This is a genomic window from Shewanella sp. SW32, assembly GCF_025653365.1.
Lineage (GTDB): Bacteria > Pseudomonadota > Gammaproteobacteria > Enterobacterales > Shewanellaceae > Shewanella > Shewanella oncorhynchi.
The window spans coordinates 87597-101657 of sequence record NZ_JAKKSJ010000005.1 but is presented as its reverse complement, the minus strand read 5'-3'; the positions used below and the strand labels follow the sequence as shown (position 1 = coordinate 101657).

At 44.9% G+C, this 14061-nt stretch carries 14 protein-coding genes and 1 pseudogene; 8 read left to right on the top strand and 7 right to left on the bottom strand.

What is annotated here, in order from left to right:
- The first annotated feature begins 252 nt into the window (after positions 1-252).
- Positions 253-1905 carry a ZIP family metal transporter gene (locus L5M28_RS04200; RefSeq protein WP_263198305.1) on the top strand — a complete coding sequence of 551 codons (1653 nt, stop codon included), beginning with the start codon at positions 253-255 and terminating at the stop codon, positions 1903-1905.
- Between the two features lie 61 nt (positions 1906-1966).
- Positions 1967-2770, top strand: coding sequence for an NRDE family protein (locus L5M28_RS04195; RefSeq protein ID WP_131525674.1), 804 nt, complete (start codon positions 1967-1969; stop codon positions 2768-2770).
- 39 nt (positions 2771-2809) lie between these two features.
- On the opposite strand, the gene L5M28_RS04190 is transcribed toward L5M28_RS04195, so the two are convergent.
- Positions 2810-3262, bottom strand: coding sequence for a YybH family protein (locus L5M28_RS04190; RefSeq protein WP_263198303.1), 453 nt, complete (start codon positions 3260-3262; stop codon positions 2810-2812).
- A gap of 133 nt (positions 3263-3395) precedes the next feature.
- Between L5M28_RS04190 and L5M28_RS04185 the strand changes: the two genes are divergently transcribed.
- Together L5M28_RS04185 and L5M28_RS04180 are read left to right on the top strand one after the other, a co-directional pair.
- Positions 3396-3959 (top strand): lysophospholipid acyltransferase family protein, encoded by a 564-nt coding sequence (locus tag L5M28_RS04185; RefSeq protein WP_113941259.1) that lies wholly within the window; start codon positions 3396-3398, stop codon positions 3957-3959.
- 26 nt (positions 3960-3985) lie between these two features.
- A complete protein-coding gene (locus L5M28_RS04180; RefSeq protein ID WP_168826912.1) occupies positions 3986-4609 on the top strand; it encodes a LysE family translocator in 624 nt (207 codons plus the stop codon).
- 26 nt (positions 4610-4635) lie between these two features.
- On the opposite strand, the gene L5M28_RS04175 is transcribed toward L5M28_RS04180, so the two are convergent.
- Positions 4636-5901 (bottom strand): mechanosensitive ion channel family protein, encoded by a 1266-nt coding sequence (locus L5M28_RS04175; RefSeq protein ID WP_168826910.1) that lies wholly within the window; start codon positions 5899-5901, stop codon positions 4636-4638.
- 209 nt (positions 5902-6110) lie between these two features.
- Here L5M28_RS04175 and L5M28_RS04170 point away from each other — a divergent pair, with 209 nt between their 5' ends.
- Positions 6111-6689 carry a porin family protein gene (locus L5M28_RS04170; RefSeq protein WP_219235484.1) on the top strand — a complete coding sequence of 193 codons (579 nt, stop codon included), beginning with the start codon at positions 6111-6113 and terminating at the stop codon, positions 6687-6689.
- A gap of 26 nt (positions 6690-6715) precedes the next feature.
- On the opposite strand, the gene L5M28_RS04165 is transcribed toward L5M28_RS04170, so the two are convergent.
- The gene (locus L5M28_RS04165; protein ID WP_105250960.1) at positions 6716-7108 is read right to left on the bottom strand and encodes a DUF1090 domain-containing protein; all 393 of its coding nucleotides are present in this window, start codon (positions 7106-7108) and stop codon (positions 6716-6718) included.
- A gap of 215 nt (positions 7109-7323) precedes the next feature.
- Between L5M28_RS04165 and L5M28_RS04160 the strand changes: the two genes are divergently transcribed.
- Positions 7324-7953, top strand: a complete 630-nt coding sequence (locus tag L5M28_RS04160; protein WP_263198304.1) for a DUF3157 family protein — start codon at positions 7324-7326, stop codon at positions 7951-7953.
- A gap of 138 nt (positions 7954-8091) precedes the next feature.
- Positions 8092-9087: a DUF481 domain-containing protein gene (locus L5M28_RS04155; protein WP_105250958.1), complete on the top strand. Its 996-nt coding sequence runs from the start codon at positions 8092-8094 to the stop codon at positions 9085-9087.
- 3 nt (positions 9088-9090) lie between these two features.
- On the opposite strand, the pseudogene L5M28_RS04150 reads toward L5M28_RS04155, so the two are convergent.
- The 4 genes and pseudogenes from L5M28_RS04150 to L5M28_RS04135 form a co-directional block, all read right to left on the bottom strand.
- Positions 9091-9291: pseudogene (locus L5M28_RS04150) on the bottom strand (VOC family protein); the annotation flags it as partial.
- Positions 9292-9388: 97 nt separating this feature from the next.
- Positions 9389-10687 carry a M23 family metallopeptidase gene (locus L5M28_RS04145; protein WP_263175888.1) on the bottom strand — a complete coding sequence of 433 codons (1299 nt, stop codon included), beginning with the start codon at positions 10685-10687 and terminating at the stop codon, positions 9389-9391.
- 484 nt (positions 10688-11171) lie between these two features.
- Complete coding sequence (locus tag L5M28_RS04140; RefSeq protein ID WP_263197497.1) at positions 11172-11594, bottom strand: VOC family protein; 423 nt, start codon at positions 11592-11594, stop codon at positions 11172-11174.
- 18 nt (positions 11595-11612) lie between these two features.
- Positions 11613-12251 (bottom strand): MliC family protein, encoded by a 639-nt coding sequence (locus L5M28_RS04135; protein ID WP_263202585.1) that lies wholly within the window; start codon positions 12249-12251, stop codon positions 11613-11615.
- 451 nt (positions 12252-12702) lie between these two features.
- Here L5M28_RS04135 and L5M28_RS04130 point away from each other — a divergent pair, with 451 nt between their 5' ends.
- A complete protein-coding gene (locus tag L5M28_RS04130; RefSeq protein WP_263202583.1) occupies positions 12703-14031 on the top strand; it encodes a M48 family metallopeptidase in 1329 nt (442 codons plus the stop codon).
- Positions 14032-14061: the final 30 nt, after the last annotated feature.

Below are 14061 nucleotides of genomic sequence, written 5' to 3'. Positions count from 1 at the left end.
CTGTCATTGATGCGCCTTGAATTGAAGCACCCTAGGCGCTCTGAAACTCGTATCTTCAGGTAGCTTGGGTATAGTACCTTTTCTCGAGTTAGATCTGAAAATTTCTCCGCAGAATGGCCAAAGTGAATAAAATTCTCACCTTCAAAACACAGTATAAAATGTCAGTTGAGTAAATTGCCTGCAAGTCACTGCTCACTTTGCTTTACAGCTGGTATACTATGGCGTTTTTTCAGCAAATTTTCCGTGGAATCCATGCTCTATCTTCTTGCTAGCTGTATCGCACTCTTAATTGGCCCTCTGTTTTATCGCTACTTCTCATCGAGTAGTGGCTTACAAAAGGGGCTCGATGGTTTTATATTCGTCTCATTAGGCGGATTAGTGCTGATCCACATCTTGCCAGAATTACTTGAGCATGGTGGCATGCTTGCGATCGTCTTTGTACTCCTCGGCATCTGGGGGCCTACCGCCAGCGAACGCCTATTTCACCGTTATTCAGAAGTCACCCATAATTTTACGCTTTTCTTAGGTATTGGTGGCTTATTACTGCATACCATCACCGATGGCACCGCTATGGTTTTGGCGCAGCAAGACGATAACTCCATTCTGCTAGCTCTTGGTGTCATACTCCACCAATTACCCGTCGGTTTTGCAGTATGGTGGATACTTAAACCCCATCTCGGAACACGTTGGACACTCATGATCTTTGCAGCCCAGATGCTATTTACAGGCATAGGCTATTTCGCCGGTGAGCAACTACTTCCTTATTTAAATATCGATGACACTGTCTACTTACAAGCCTTTATTACTGGCACAATTCTGCATGTGGTACTACATCAACCCCATGGTCAGCATGAAAGTGATACGCAAGGCAAATATGAATACCAAGCTGGCATAGGTAGTTTGCTCGGCATCGGTTTACTCGTGATGTTGCTATTAATGGATTCAGGCGGCCACGAACATGCCCACCATGATCACAGCACAGAGCAATTAATGACTTGGCTATTAAAGCTCGCACCCGTGTTGCTGCTAAGCTATGGTGCGGCTGCGCTGCGCTTTAAATTAGGTTTGACGCCGCAGGATAGCAGTTTAGCCCGTCGCTGGTTCCAACGCTTAGCTGGGCCTGAAGCCTTAGTGATCACAGCTCTACTTCTCGGTCCTTGGTTAGCGTTATTCCAATTGCTTGTAGTGTTTATTCTGAGTGCATATTTAAGCCATGCTAACGTCACCATTACCGATCCACACACTAAATTACCCAGCAGTTCACTGCGTTTCGGCTTTGCTCATTTAGTCGATCGCAGCGCACCTTGGATTTTACTCAGCCTAGTATTAGTGAATTTAATTGGCCACCCTTCAATGCCCTTAAGCAATCCATTGCTACAGGTTGTTGTGCTATTGCTTGTATTTTTACCTATGCGTTTCTGCAACTTAGGCGCCGCCGTACTCGCTCTTGCACTGGCTTATAGTGGCTGGAATCCTATCGCGATTATGATGCCGCTGATTGCTGCACCTGTGCTCAACATAGCTCAGCTTAAGTTAATGACATGGACGCAAAGGGCGATATTACTGAGTATTATTGCGCTGAGCTTAGCCGCAGCATTACGCTTGCCACTATGGTTCTCCTTATTTACCTTGCCTGAAGTCGTGAACTTAATTGCTCTACTGATCCTCTCAGGGTTGTTTGCCGCCAGCTTACTGCGCTTAGGTCCACGTAAATTTTTACGCCGCTTAATGCTCAGCAAACCGGTAGTTCATGCGCATAGTCACGCCCATAGCCATTCCCACGAGAATACACATACTCACGAATCTAGCGCTTCGCACACAGACGAGCAGAAACCTGTTGTGACACCTAGTGCCGATAAACATGCACATGAACACGCAAAAACAGATAAGCACTCGCACCACTAACGCTGTTCATTTGTGAGCAGACAGGCTAAGTTAATCTACCTTTGGATTAATTTAGCCTGCTATGTGCATACTCTTTGTCGCCATTAATGCCCATCCTAAGTATCCCTTAATCATCTGTGCCAACCGCGATGAGTTTCATCATAGACCAACTGCGCCAGCGCATTTTTGGCCGCCGGAAGAAAACATACTCGCGGGTAAAGATCTGCAGGCCGGTGGCACTTGGTTTGGCATCAATAAACAAGGACAAATCGCTGGCGTAACCAATCTGCGCGTTCCGCAAAAGAACCCTGAAGCCATGCGTAGTCGTGGCGAGCTAATTACTATGACGCTCAACTCAGGGTCGCTCGTGTGCCCTAATTGGCTTGTTGAACATAGCGACAATTATCAGCCGTTCAATCTCATCTTCGGCCAAGGTACTGACTTATATTGTTTTAACAGTATCAATAAAGACACAGTAAAACTTGCCGATGGATTTCATGCCATTAGCAATGGTGCACTCGATGATATTTGGCCGAAAATGGCGAAGGGACAGCAGGCGTTAGAAGCGGCAATCAGCCAGTCCAGCAGTATAGAAGTGCAAGTACTGTTACAACTAATGAAAGACGATTCCCAGCCGCAAGATAATGAGCTGCCTAATACGGGAGTAGGGATCGAGTGGGAACGGCGTTTAGCTGCGATTTATATTCGTCACCCCGACTATGGCACCCGCTCCACCAGCATTCTGCTTGAAGATGCTGAGGGCGGTATGCATTTCACCGAAGTGAGATACGATGGCAAAGGTAGACAGCTTGGACAGCAGGATTTCCATTTAACTCTGCCTGCCGAGCCGCCCACCAAACCAGACTGTTTATTATCGCAAATCTAATTTGAACTGCAGTGCAACACTGAGTGCAAAGGACACGGTTTAATCTGAACTGTGGTCCATGGTGATCACCCAACGATCGTCGATTTTTTCAATCAACAGAGTAAACACACCCGTTGGGGCATCTTTTATCCGCCGTAAATCCCAGCGCCCAACAACCATAGCGGCGTAATTACTGAGCATTTTGATTTCTTTGATAGTGAACTTCAGTTCACCAAGCGCTTCTTTATTTGGATAATTTTTCTTATAGGCAGCGAGAGTTTCTTCCCAGCCAAAACGAAACTTACCATTAGAGACAAAACGCAGTTGATCACTCTTCCAATAGCCTTGCATATAAGCATCGAGATCGCCGCGATTCCAAGCGTCTTCTTGGCCTTTAAGCATCTGCGTAATTTCATCCGTCGGCACAGCATTAACATGACAAGTCAGCAGGAGTAACAGTGCCGCAAAAACACGCTGCCAGATAACCTTGTTTAATCGTCCATTTTTCAACATAGTATCGTTCCCCCACAATCAATCAGGTTAAACTGTACTATAACGAATTAAGTACAGACTATCTTGTTTAAGCCAGTTTAAAATCTAAAAAAGCTGATGATATTATTAATTTTTCGACTCTGGGCACCGAACTATGTTTACACCACTTTGCCGTTGGCTACTTAAAACTTCAGGCTGGCAGATAGAAGGCCAACTGCCCGACTGTGCTAAATACATCATCATAGTTGCACCGCACACTAGTAACTGGGACTTCATTGTCGGCATTTTAGCCCGTGGCGCCCTAGGTATCCGCATTCACTTTCTCGGCAAACACCAACTCTTTATCCCGCCTTGGGGCTGGTTTTTCCGCGCCATTGGCGGCAGTCCGGTGGATCGGCGCAAGAACAACAACTTAGTCGATGCCGCCGTGCAGCTGTTTGAGTCAAAATCCGATTACAAGTTAGCGCTAGCGCCAGAAGGCACCCGCGGCCCAGTGACGCGCTGGAAGTGCGGCTTTTATCATATCGCCAGCAAGGCCCAAGTACCCATTACACCCGTTGGCTTAGATTTTAGCCGCCGCACTGTCGTTATCCGCACACCACTGCAACCCAGTGACGATATCGTGACCGACATGCAAGAGATTTTGAGCTTCTATCGCACCATTAAAGGCCGTCATCCCAAGGTGATCCCTGATTTTATAGCGAGTGCTAAACATTAACATTTATTCCATTTAGAGCAGCAAATATGCAACCCGAAACTTGGTTACTCTATCTCTTCGCCATTGTATTGATTGGGATTTCACCCGGTCCTATCGCTATGTTGTCTATGTCCCATGGGATCCACTTCGGCAAGATGCGTAGCATAGCGACTGGTCTTGGCAGTGTTAGCGCCGCTTTAATCTTAATGATGGCGTCAGCGGCAGGACTTGGGGCGATTATTAGCGCCTCAGAATACGGTTTTACCCTGCTCAAATGGTGCGGCGCGGCCTATTTAGTATTTTTAGGTATTAAGCTGTTATTGACGAAAAACCAGGGTCAAGCCCTTGAAGTTAGCCCGTCAGAGGGCAAAGGTACGCCTGCGCAGCTTTATAAGCAGGCGTTTCTAGTGGGGATCAGTAATCCGAAGGATTTACTGTTTTTTGCCGCCTTGTTTCCGCAATTTATCAATCTTGCCGCGCCGCAATTACCGCAACTGACCATTCTTGCAGTCACTTGGGCCGTGGTGGATTTTAGCTTTGTGATGATTTATGCCTGCATGGCCAATGTACTTGCGCCCAGCCTAAAGGCGAGCAACAAGCTGCATTGGTTTGACAGAACCAGCGGCGGTGTATTTATCACCTTAGCCGCGATTCTTGTCTCTCGAAACTAAATCGATAATCATCGACAGCCATCAAACTAGTCGACCTTAACTGACTTTAAACTGCGAATATCATTGCCGGTGGGCGCTTGGAACGCCTGCAGACCAAACTCAGGTAATACAGCAAACACATGGTCGAAAATATCCGCTTGTATCGCCTCATAAAACGCCCAGCGAGTATCATTGGTGAAGATATAAATCTCAATCGGTAACCCTTCAGTGGTCGGCGCTAATTGGCGTACCATTAAGGTCATTTCCTTGTGGACTTTATCATGACGCTGTAAATATTCCTGCAGATAAGCGCGGAAAGTGCCGACGTTAGTCAAATGGCGGCCGTTCACTTTCATATCAAGGTCAGAGACTCTGGCATTCGACTCACGAATTTCATTTATTTTTGCGGGGAAATATTCTTTTAAGCAATTGATCTTACTGAGACGTTCGCGCTCTTCCTCGGTCAAAAACTTTATACTGTTGATATCGATATTGATCGCGCGTTTGATCCTGCGACCGCCCGACTCAGACATACCCCGCCAGTTGCGAAACGCATCCGACACTAAGGCATAAGCAGGGATCATAGTGATGGTTTTGTCCCAGTTACGCACTTTCACTGTGGTCAGCGAGACTTCTTCTACCGCACCGTCGGCGCCGTATTTGTCCATCTGGATCCAGTCGCCTTTACTCACCATACGGTTAGCCGCTAACTGAATGCCCGCCACAAAACCTAAGATAGTGTCGCGGAACACTAACATCACAAAACCCGTTGCCACACCTAAGCCGCTGAGGAAGTACACAGGTGATTGATCGGCCAAGATTGAGATAGAAACGATAATCCCAACAAAGAATAAAAATAGCTTAGTTAACTGTACGAAACTCTTAACAGGCAAGCGCCGACTCACCAGATTCACATCTGAAATTTCATCAACCGCATCCATACCTGCATACATAGCGCGGATAATCAGCACCACTAACCAAATACTCAGTAATCGGTCGACTAGCCCGCTTAACAGTGGATGCTCAGTCAGCGCGATTGGCACCAATAGATTAAGTACGATAGCGGGCACAAGCATGGCCAGCTTTTCAAGTACCTTATAACGCATGAATACATCGTCCCACGTCGCCTTAGAGCGCAGGATTACCATATTCACCGCACGAATTACCACGCGTCGGACAATAAAATAAGCGATGCTCGCTAACAGTAAGCAAGCAATGACCATAACTGTGGTCGATATTCCATCAGAGGGTTGGCTATCAATCCCAAAGCCCGCTAACCATGCCGAAATTTCGAGCCTTATTTCCTGATCCACAATTTCACTCCAACGTAGGCGCTAGCGCAACAAACCCATACAAAGGTAACTGCCGAGTTGACCTCGGTTAAATATCACCCTAGAAAACACTCAAATCAAAACACAAAATATTTACAAATACTTATTTTAAAAGAGATTTTAGCATTTTGAATTGACCCCGCACACAGGAAAATGAACAATATTTCCCCTATCCCTAAGGAAACCATCCTATGTGTCGTCATTCATATACGCTAGCCTGTCTTAGCATTGGACTCCTGAGCCTATGCCAACCGCTTCAAGCGGCCGAATATAGCACTTCTAAGCAATTAGTTAGGCCAGATAAATCAGACGAAACTGCCAATGCACCTTATATCGCCCTTATGCTCGATTATATTCCCGCCACAGATAATCTCTATGGCATTACAATCGCCCCCTATCATTTCGATAATAATTACCAACAATGGGGTTATTACCTAGGCTATGCCCGCAGTCGTGAAACCGATATTATCGTGCCAGAACCCGCGCAGTCCTATCGCCAAGAAAGCCTCTTCCGCTTAGGTTTAAGCTACAGCTTAACGGCAGATTTAAGCTTTTATGCCGGCGGCAGTGGCTATATCAGCACAGTGTCTTACACGAATAACATTTCACCCAAAATTGTCGATGGCAAACCCACATGGGAAGAAGATAAAACAACCCGTTGGGGCGCAGAAGCTGGGCTAAGATATCGAATCACTGAGCACTTCATACTGAGTGCCGGTTATAACTCCAGCACAGAATCCACTATTTTAAGTATAGGTTACGCGGGCTAAGCTCCTAGCGATTGGGCTTGAGCTATTTATTGCGTTAGCTCGGCTCGCGCCTTAGCAAGATCAGCCTCGACTTCGGCGACTTTATTGCGTTTCTTGTTGATTTTATCCATAGAACGACCTTCTTCTATGGCTTTGGCCAATTCGTTTTGGCGCTCAGTGAGTTTTTCCTCTAAGGCCTCAACTTTAGCGACTCGCTCAGCGTATAAGCTATCATCGTCGCAATGGGTTGAAACTTCGTCATAGGCCTTTTCAAGTCCCGCGACTTTATGCTTATTACCTGCCGCTTTTGCTTGGGCAAGTTCGGCACTAATAGCATCTAATTTCGCCGCGCAACCCACTTTCGGTGCTTCAGCAGCCAAAGTGACAGTGCTAAATGCCAATCCAATCACTAAGCCATAAATTCCATGTTTCATCTGCATCTTAATCTCCTGTTACTTTATTCATTGAGCATACCGCTCATGTACACCTATCTAATAGTGCCACAGTCAGCTAGCTCAATCTGTACTAGCGTTAAAATCTCGCCATTAATCCACTTTATTCATCAAAACACGACTTAGACAGTGACTAACATGCGGCAAATTGTTTATGTTAGGGCAGAATATTGACTCAGACGGATATCGGAGCCAGAAAATTAATGCACACTTCATTACGCCTTAGCGCACTTAGCTCATTTTTATTGCTAACATCATCGGTTATGGCGGCCGACGTAGCCAATATCACCCTAGAAAATGGCGCCCAAGTCAGACTCAAAGACGACTTTACTTGGGAATACGTGATCACTGAAACCAAAGCCGCGCCCAATGCCTTAGCCGCTGCAGCCGTAGCAAGTGCATCGAGCAATGTTGCCAGTGTCCCAAGTGCCGCAGTTACCACTCAAACTGTTGCTGCGCCAGTCACCACATTGACCGCCACTGCGATTACCCAACCTGAGCTATTAGGCTCAACGGCAAAAGATGGGATCAAAGTCAGCTTTGCTGAAGGTCAATGGAAAGGCGACAAACTCGGACTCAGCTTCGATCTCGCCAGCACCAGCAATGAACACGTTACCTTAGTTGAAGTTGAAGCTAGCTTCTTCGCCGATAATGGTACTTTGCTCAAAACCGAAAAACTCGAAGTGTGGGAAGCCATTTTCCGCATGCCTGAGACCTATCTACGCAAAGGCGAACAGCGTAAAAGCAGCGTCATTTGGGTCGAAGGCATAGATAAATCCCAATGGCAGAAGCAGCTCATTAACCTCAAAATAACCGAAATTAACTCACGCTAACAGGCAAAGAAGTAAGGGATTGCGAACCCGTTTTCAATCCCTTATCAACACTTTTATCAAATGTTATTGCTTTGTAGAGCCTGTGTTCGAGTAGAATGACAACACTTACTCTCCCTTTATTTTGAGCCCACGAGCAAGATGCATAATCTGATATCCAATCCAGCATTGTACCTTGTTGCTACGCTCTGTAGTGTCAGCCCCTTGTGTTATGCCGACACAGTTTTTTTGCTCAATGGCGATAAAATTAGCGGTGAAATTAAAGAGTTTAACGATCAAAATCTCATCATCAACACCAGTTATACCCCTAAAATTACCATTCAACGCAGTGCCATTCTCAGCCTCGAAGTCACAGATACTAGACCTTGGAGTGTCAGTCGTTCCATACAGGACATAAGTATTCAAGCCTCTAATGAACATGGCATGGTATTAATTAATAACCAGCACACTCCCGTGAGTGAGTTGAGATTCTCGCAGCACTATGCAAACTCAGATTGGAATTTTAACGGTAGTGTAGAAACCACACTTGATGTCACCAAAAACAAGAAAAATAGTCAGAAGCTACATATCAAAGGCGATATCACAGCGGAAACCTTGCAATGGCGACATAATATCAAGACCGAAGTACGCTACGAAACCGAAGATGACGTGACTAAGCGCAACACCCTCGAAGGACATTATTCATTAGACTATCTGCTCAATGAGCATTGGCTGTTACGTCAGGAAGATTTTTATGAAGAAGATAAACTCGGCATCGATAGCCATAGTTATTATGCGGGACTCGGTCCTGGTTATCGCTTTTGGGGTGCTGGGCGCGATAAATTAGACTTCGTCGTAACCTACAACCATTTTTGGCTTGAACAACAGTCCTTTAAACTAGAACTAAATGCTTGGGCGGCCTCACTTAACTATAAACAATATTGGTTTGGTGGCATTTTAGAGTCCTATGCCGATCTGCAAATTGCCTTCCCAGATATGCCTTCGATTGATTACATCTCAAACTCGACAGTAGGACTTAAATATCTGCTAACTCAGCGGATTTATTTGTCATTTAAATATGACTTCAATGACACTAAAACAGTGATAGGCAATACGAGAGATACCAGCTACACCTTAGGATTAGGGGTTAACTTCTAATCCTCACTCCCGATACGCTAACCTGTGTGCCATAGGATGCTCATCATTCAATTGCAGTAAATCCCATAAGTTACCGTAGAGATCTTTAAACACAGCGACTGTGCCATAGTCTTGTTCTTGCGGCTTGCGCGCAAACTCCACGCCATCGGCGACCATACGTTGACAATCCCGCCAAAAACCACTGGTATTCAAGAATTTAAACAGGGGGATATTCAAATAATTTGAGGGTCTAGCTAGCTTATCGATCAACGGTTTCCTCGCATTATATCAGCCCCTCGATTGAGGGGCTTTCTATCATGGATTAGAGACTTCCAGCATTATACAGCGGCGCCCAAGCGCACATTGTACGATTGTTACTTACATCAAACAGATTGAAACGACTACAGTTATTGTCATAGTTGTAACTACCAATGTTGATTCTATATTGCCCCAAATGTACATCTTGCAACGACACATGGCGGCCATCCTTTAATAAAGAAAAATGCAAATGGGGCCCAGTTGAACTCCCACCTTCACACAAGGCTGCATTTTTATTATTTGCATAAATGCCCATCACAGTATTTTGGTTTACATATTGACCATTACGCACTGTAATTTGATCCATATGATAATAGTTAGTCGCCCAACCGTTAGCATTTGTCACCCGTACTTGGCAGCGAGACAACACATTGACAGTCCCATCATGTGCGGAAGCAACCGAATAAGTCGGACTTCCCCATTGTGGCCAATCGTAGGATACATCGATTGATGATAGCGGATAGCCAGACCCAGTATGCGAATGAGCACCATTGGATTGCCATGAATATCCCTGTCGCCAAGGCATTTGCAGCATGTTACTGGGTGGCAGACTACTCGCGGTAATATTCGCCAATGGGACGACTTGTTGCATCGACTGAGTTGAATCAGCTACAAGCGGATTTTTAGCAACTGAACTCATTAACAACTCACGGTCAGTATTGCCAAATAATAATCTAAACTGCTCAATGAATAGGTCCAATCCCAAAGCGTGCTCACCCGTCATAACGGCATGTTGCTGTTGCTCTATCCTACGACCGTTTAACAAAGCCAATAATGCAAAACTCGATGCATTAACTGCGTCGGTACTTGGCGGGTATAGGCCTTTTAATTGAGACTCTTCATAGGCATAAAAACGTTGTGATAGCTGAGCCAATACATCTTGGAGTTGTTCCTCAAAACCCTGTTTATCCGATAATGTTCCCAAAGGTCGGTTAAGCGCTTCAGCTGTCGGAGACGAAATTAACTGAGATTGCATTTCCATCAAAGTCAGTATGACTTTGGGGTTAATACTATAATATCCAGCCCAATGCGTAATCGCCTCTTCTTTATCGATTAAATCAGGAACATTGACGTAAATAAAGTCAGCTAAATCAAACTGCGATGCATCTACGCCATATAAAAACATCAGATTATTAAATGGCAGTAACACACTAGGCATATCTACCATTTTCATTTCTTCTGCATCAATATGATACTGACTGGTTGGCATATCAGATGCGAACGATGGTAACGCTATTATCGCGGAGACACTTAACGCGCGGCCTATCCATAATGCCGTGCAACGTATTTTAAAAAAATTCATACTTATCAGATTCCTTTAGTAAGTCACTCAGATTAAATATTATTTTCAAATGCCAGCTTGCTTTAGACGTAATGATATTCACGACTAAATTTTTATAGCTAGAGAACATTAAAGAAGCTAAGTGACAATAATCGCCTATGCAAATAAGTGACGTATAAAACTGTCAACAAAAACTGACGCTCATTAATTTAAATGTGAGTTAAATACTAAAGTACGGAAAAAGTGAATAGGTAATTATAAAAACAAAAGAGTAATTTATTCGATAGACATTGAATTTTGAATAAAAACATAATGGTATTGGCCGATCCATTATAAAATCTATCGGTTCCACAAGAATAAATTGAAATTTACAGTGAATCCCTAATAAAAATGATCAATAACTGAGAATTTTCGACGAACTTAACAGAGGTCAAACACAAAGAATATTCCCAGTGTTTGACTCCATTAAATAGCTTGCGCGGTAATTCATACTAAATACTGAATCTTAACTCATTCGCTTAGCCATGACATGATTCGAATTCAATTGCAGTAAATCCCATAAGTTACCGTAGAGATCTTTAAACACAGCGACTGTGCCATAGTCTTGTTCTTGCGGCTCGCGCGCAAACTCCACGCCATCGGCGACCATACGGCGATAATCACGCCAAAAGTCATCGGTATTTAAAAATAAAAACACCCGACCACCCGCCTGATTACCGATAAAATCGAACTGCTCAGGTTTAGACGCCCGCGCTAACAAGATAGAAGTGCCCTTAGAACCCGGTGGGGCAACAACGACCCAGCGCTTATCTTGCTCAGCTTGATAAGTGTCTTCGACTAATTCGAATTTTAATTTATTCACATAAAAATCAATCGCCTCGTCGTAATCTCTTACGACTAAGGCGATATGCACTAGAGCTTGTTTCATGGCGACCTTAAATCAATCCTATTTAGTCACCAGTTTACAGGTCATTTCTGGTGCTTCGTAGCCCCAAACCACTTTCGCTTCGCCTTGATGTTCCCATAGGCTTTCATTGCGGCCTTGATACTTAGCGCCGCTGCCGCTGGGTTGCACAAACATTAATGAAGTACTATCACCATGTTCAGCAATCAGGGTGGCAGGTTCGGTTTTAAAATAAGTCACGACCACTTCGTTAGCTGGATTGCCGTCACAGGCATAAAACACTGGGCCGGTCATGTCGACTAAACGATATTGTGCCTGCAGTTCGGCAATGCGGGTTTGATAGCTAGATTCAATACACGCGTGCTTATCGTCGCTCTTCCAGCATTCATTACGGCCTTTCACCCAACCACGTTGCATCGCCTTTAAAGTAGGAGGTTGTTCATTCTTCGCTTTTTCAAGTGCTTGGCTATAAACCTTAGCTAACTGATTATCAAGTTGGTTCAGCCCCGCATCCTTACAGACCATGTCTTCAATACTGCCAGCATTCACTTTCGTGCAGTCAAAAGAAGGTGCGTTAGCCGCCATTGCTCCCGCACTTAACGCGCTAACCATCACGCCTGCGGCACAGTACCATTTGAAACCCAATCGATTACTTATCATCTTATTTGTTAACTTAGCCATCTTAATTCCTTTGTATTTCTGTGGTTTGTTTTAACGCTTGCCATAGCTAACCCTATATAGGCTTAACCGAGCCTGACTCAAAGCACTCTGCCTTGAAGAACCATGCCTTAAAGTGCACTCATAGTAATGTAATTTACTTTTATCTCGGTTCTAACTTAAGACTTAACCCTCAGCCGATATGCTGCGAAAACACCTAATTCTAGTGCGCTGCGAGGAAAATGCCCAGAGACGAAGAGCCACTTACTAACCTGTGTCCGCCTGCATAATCGGACTCTCTGGCGCTAAAAAACCACAAAATCCTGATGAAATCGACCTACTCCAATTTGCGCATAACTGATTAAACTAATGACAAAACGGTTAATTTTTTGCTTTGCACGCGATAGTGGTTGAATTTTCGAGTAAAATTGACTACTTTCACGCCGTTTGTCTCTTCACAAGGAAAAGGATCAACATGGAACAAGTTATTACCGCAGGGAACGAGAATCCCATTCAAATGACAGATATTGTCTATTCGAAGGAAAAATCGCTGTTCACTCTGTTAGCTATTATTTCTGGGATCGTCTGGGCGGCATTGATCATAGGCACTTTTGGCATGGCGCTGCTCTATGTGTTGATGTTTTTCATTATTTATCTCTTTAGCCACTCCGCCTTTATCAGCTACTTAAAAGGCACGGCTGTCGAAATCAATGCAGAGCAATTTCCTGAATTACATAAACAATATTTAGCGTGTTGCGAACGTTTAGAAATGCGCGAGCCACCACGCGCTTACTTATTGGCAGCTGATGGCATGTTAAACGCACTGGCGACACGCTTCCTCGGTCGCAACTATATAGTGCTATTTTCATCGATTGTGGATGCGCTTGAGTCAGATAAAGATGCGCTCAACTTCTATATCGGCCACGAGTTAGGTCATATTCGCCGCAATCATATAGGTAAAGCGCCCTTCTTAGTCTTCGCCACTTGGTTACCTTTAGTAGGTGCGGCTTATTCTCGCGCCTGTGAATATACCTGCGATCTCCACGGATTACGTTGCTGCAACAGCTTACGTTCAGCCACAAATGCCGTTGCTGTGTTAGCCGCTGGTGTCGAGCAATGGAAACGTATGAATGTGGAGCAATATATCCGCCAAGCCAGTGAGTCGAGTGGTTTTTGGATGTCGCTGCACGAGCTTAATGGCAGCTATCCTTGGTTGACTAAGCGCATGGCAAGAGTCCAAGCCAAAGCACAAGGAGTGGAATATGCACCGCCATCACGCAGTGCATGGGCCTATGTACTCAGCTTCTTTATGCCACGTTTAGGCACAGCAGGCGGTGGATTGATAATCTTCGCTGCGATTATTGGTATTGCTGCAGCAGTCGCGTTGCCAGCGTATAAGGACTATCAAGAGAAGATGGGTGCCGCCACGAGTTATGAGGCGCCAACCACGACCGAAGCCACACCAGCAGCATTGAATGTACCCGATGCGGCACTGGCCATTGCCAGTATCGACCAGCAACATCAAGCACTGGCACCGATCACTGACATCTTAGTCGGTTACTATCAAACCAACAAAGCTTGGCCAACCGAATTGGATGTGCTTGGACTCACGGACGAGCAGATTGCGACATTTAATCTGTACACAGATGGCATAGTCGGTTTTATAGGAAGCGAAGCACTCGGGGATTATCAAGGCTATGAAGTCTATCTATCGCCTCAAGTTGATGAGCAAAATAATATCACTTGGGTTTGCAGCAGCAACGGTATTCCGGATGAATATCTGCCAGTAGATTGCCAAGGCTAAGATCAAAAAGCGCTGCAAATGCAGCGCTTT

What these genes read in the sequence shown, in the direction of transcription:
- L5M28_RS04200 (WP_263198305.1), top strand. Translation starts at nt 253, where the DNA reads ATGCTCTATCTTCTTGCTAGCTGTATCGCACTCTTAATTGGCCCTCTG.
- L5M28_RS04195 (WP_131525674.1), top strand. Translation starts at nt 1,967, where the DNA reads ATGTGCATACTCTTTGTCGCCATTAATGCCCATCCTAAGTATCCCTTA.
- L5M28_RS04190 (WP_263198303.1), bottom strand. Translation starts at nt 3,262, where the DNA reads ATGTTGAAAAATGGACGATTAAACAAGGTTATCTGGCAGCGTGTTTTT.
- L5M28_RS04185 (WP_113941259.1), top strand. Translation starts at nt 3,396, where the DNA reads ATGTTTACACCACTTTGCCGTTGGCTACTTAAAACTTCAGGCTGGCAG.
- L5M28_RS04180 (WP_168826912.1), top strand. Translation starts at nt 3,986, where the DNA reads ATGCAACCCGAAACTTGGTTACTCTATCTCTTCGCCATTGTATTGATT.
- L5M28_RS04170 (WP_219235484.1), top strand. Translation starts at nt 6,111, where the DNA reads ATGTGTCGTCATTCATATACGCTAGCCTGTCTTAGCATTGGACTCCTG.
- L5M28_RS04165 (WP_105250960.1), bottom strand. Translation starts at nt 7,108, where the DNA reads ATGCAGATGAAACATGGAATTTATGGCTTAGTGATTGGATTGGCATTT.
- L5M28_RS04160 (WP_263198304.1), top strand. Translation starts at nt 7,324, where the DNA reads ATGCACACTTCATTACGCCTTAGCGCACTTAGCTCATTTTTATTGCTA.
- L5M28_RS04155 (WP_105250958.1), top strand. Translation starts at nt 8,092, where the DNA reads ATGCATAATCTGATATCCAATCCAGCATTGTACCTTGTTGCTACGCTC.
- L5M28_RS04145 (WP_263175888.1), bottom strand. Translation starts at nt 10,687, where the DNA reads ATGAATTTTTTTAAAATACGTTGCACGGCATTATGGATAGGCCGCGCG.
- L5M28_RS04140 (WP_263197497.1), bottom strand. Translation starts at nt 11,594, where the DNA reads ATGAAACAAGCTCTAGTGCATATCGCCTTAGTCGTAAGAGATTACGAC.
- L5M28_RS04135 (WP_263202585.1), bottom strand. Translation starts at nt 12,251, where the DNA reads ATGGCTAAGTTAACAAATAAGATGATAAGTAATCGATTGGGTTTCAAA.
- L5M28_RS04130 (WP_263202583.1), top strand. Translation starts at nt 12,703, where the DNA reads ATGGAACAAGTTATTACCGCAGGGAACGAGAATCCCATTCAAATGACA.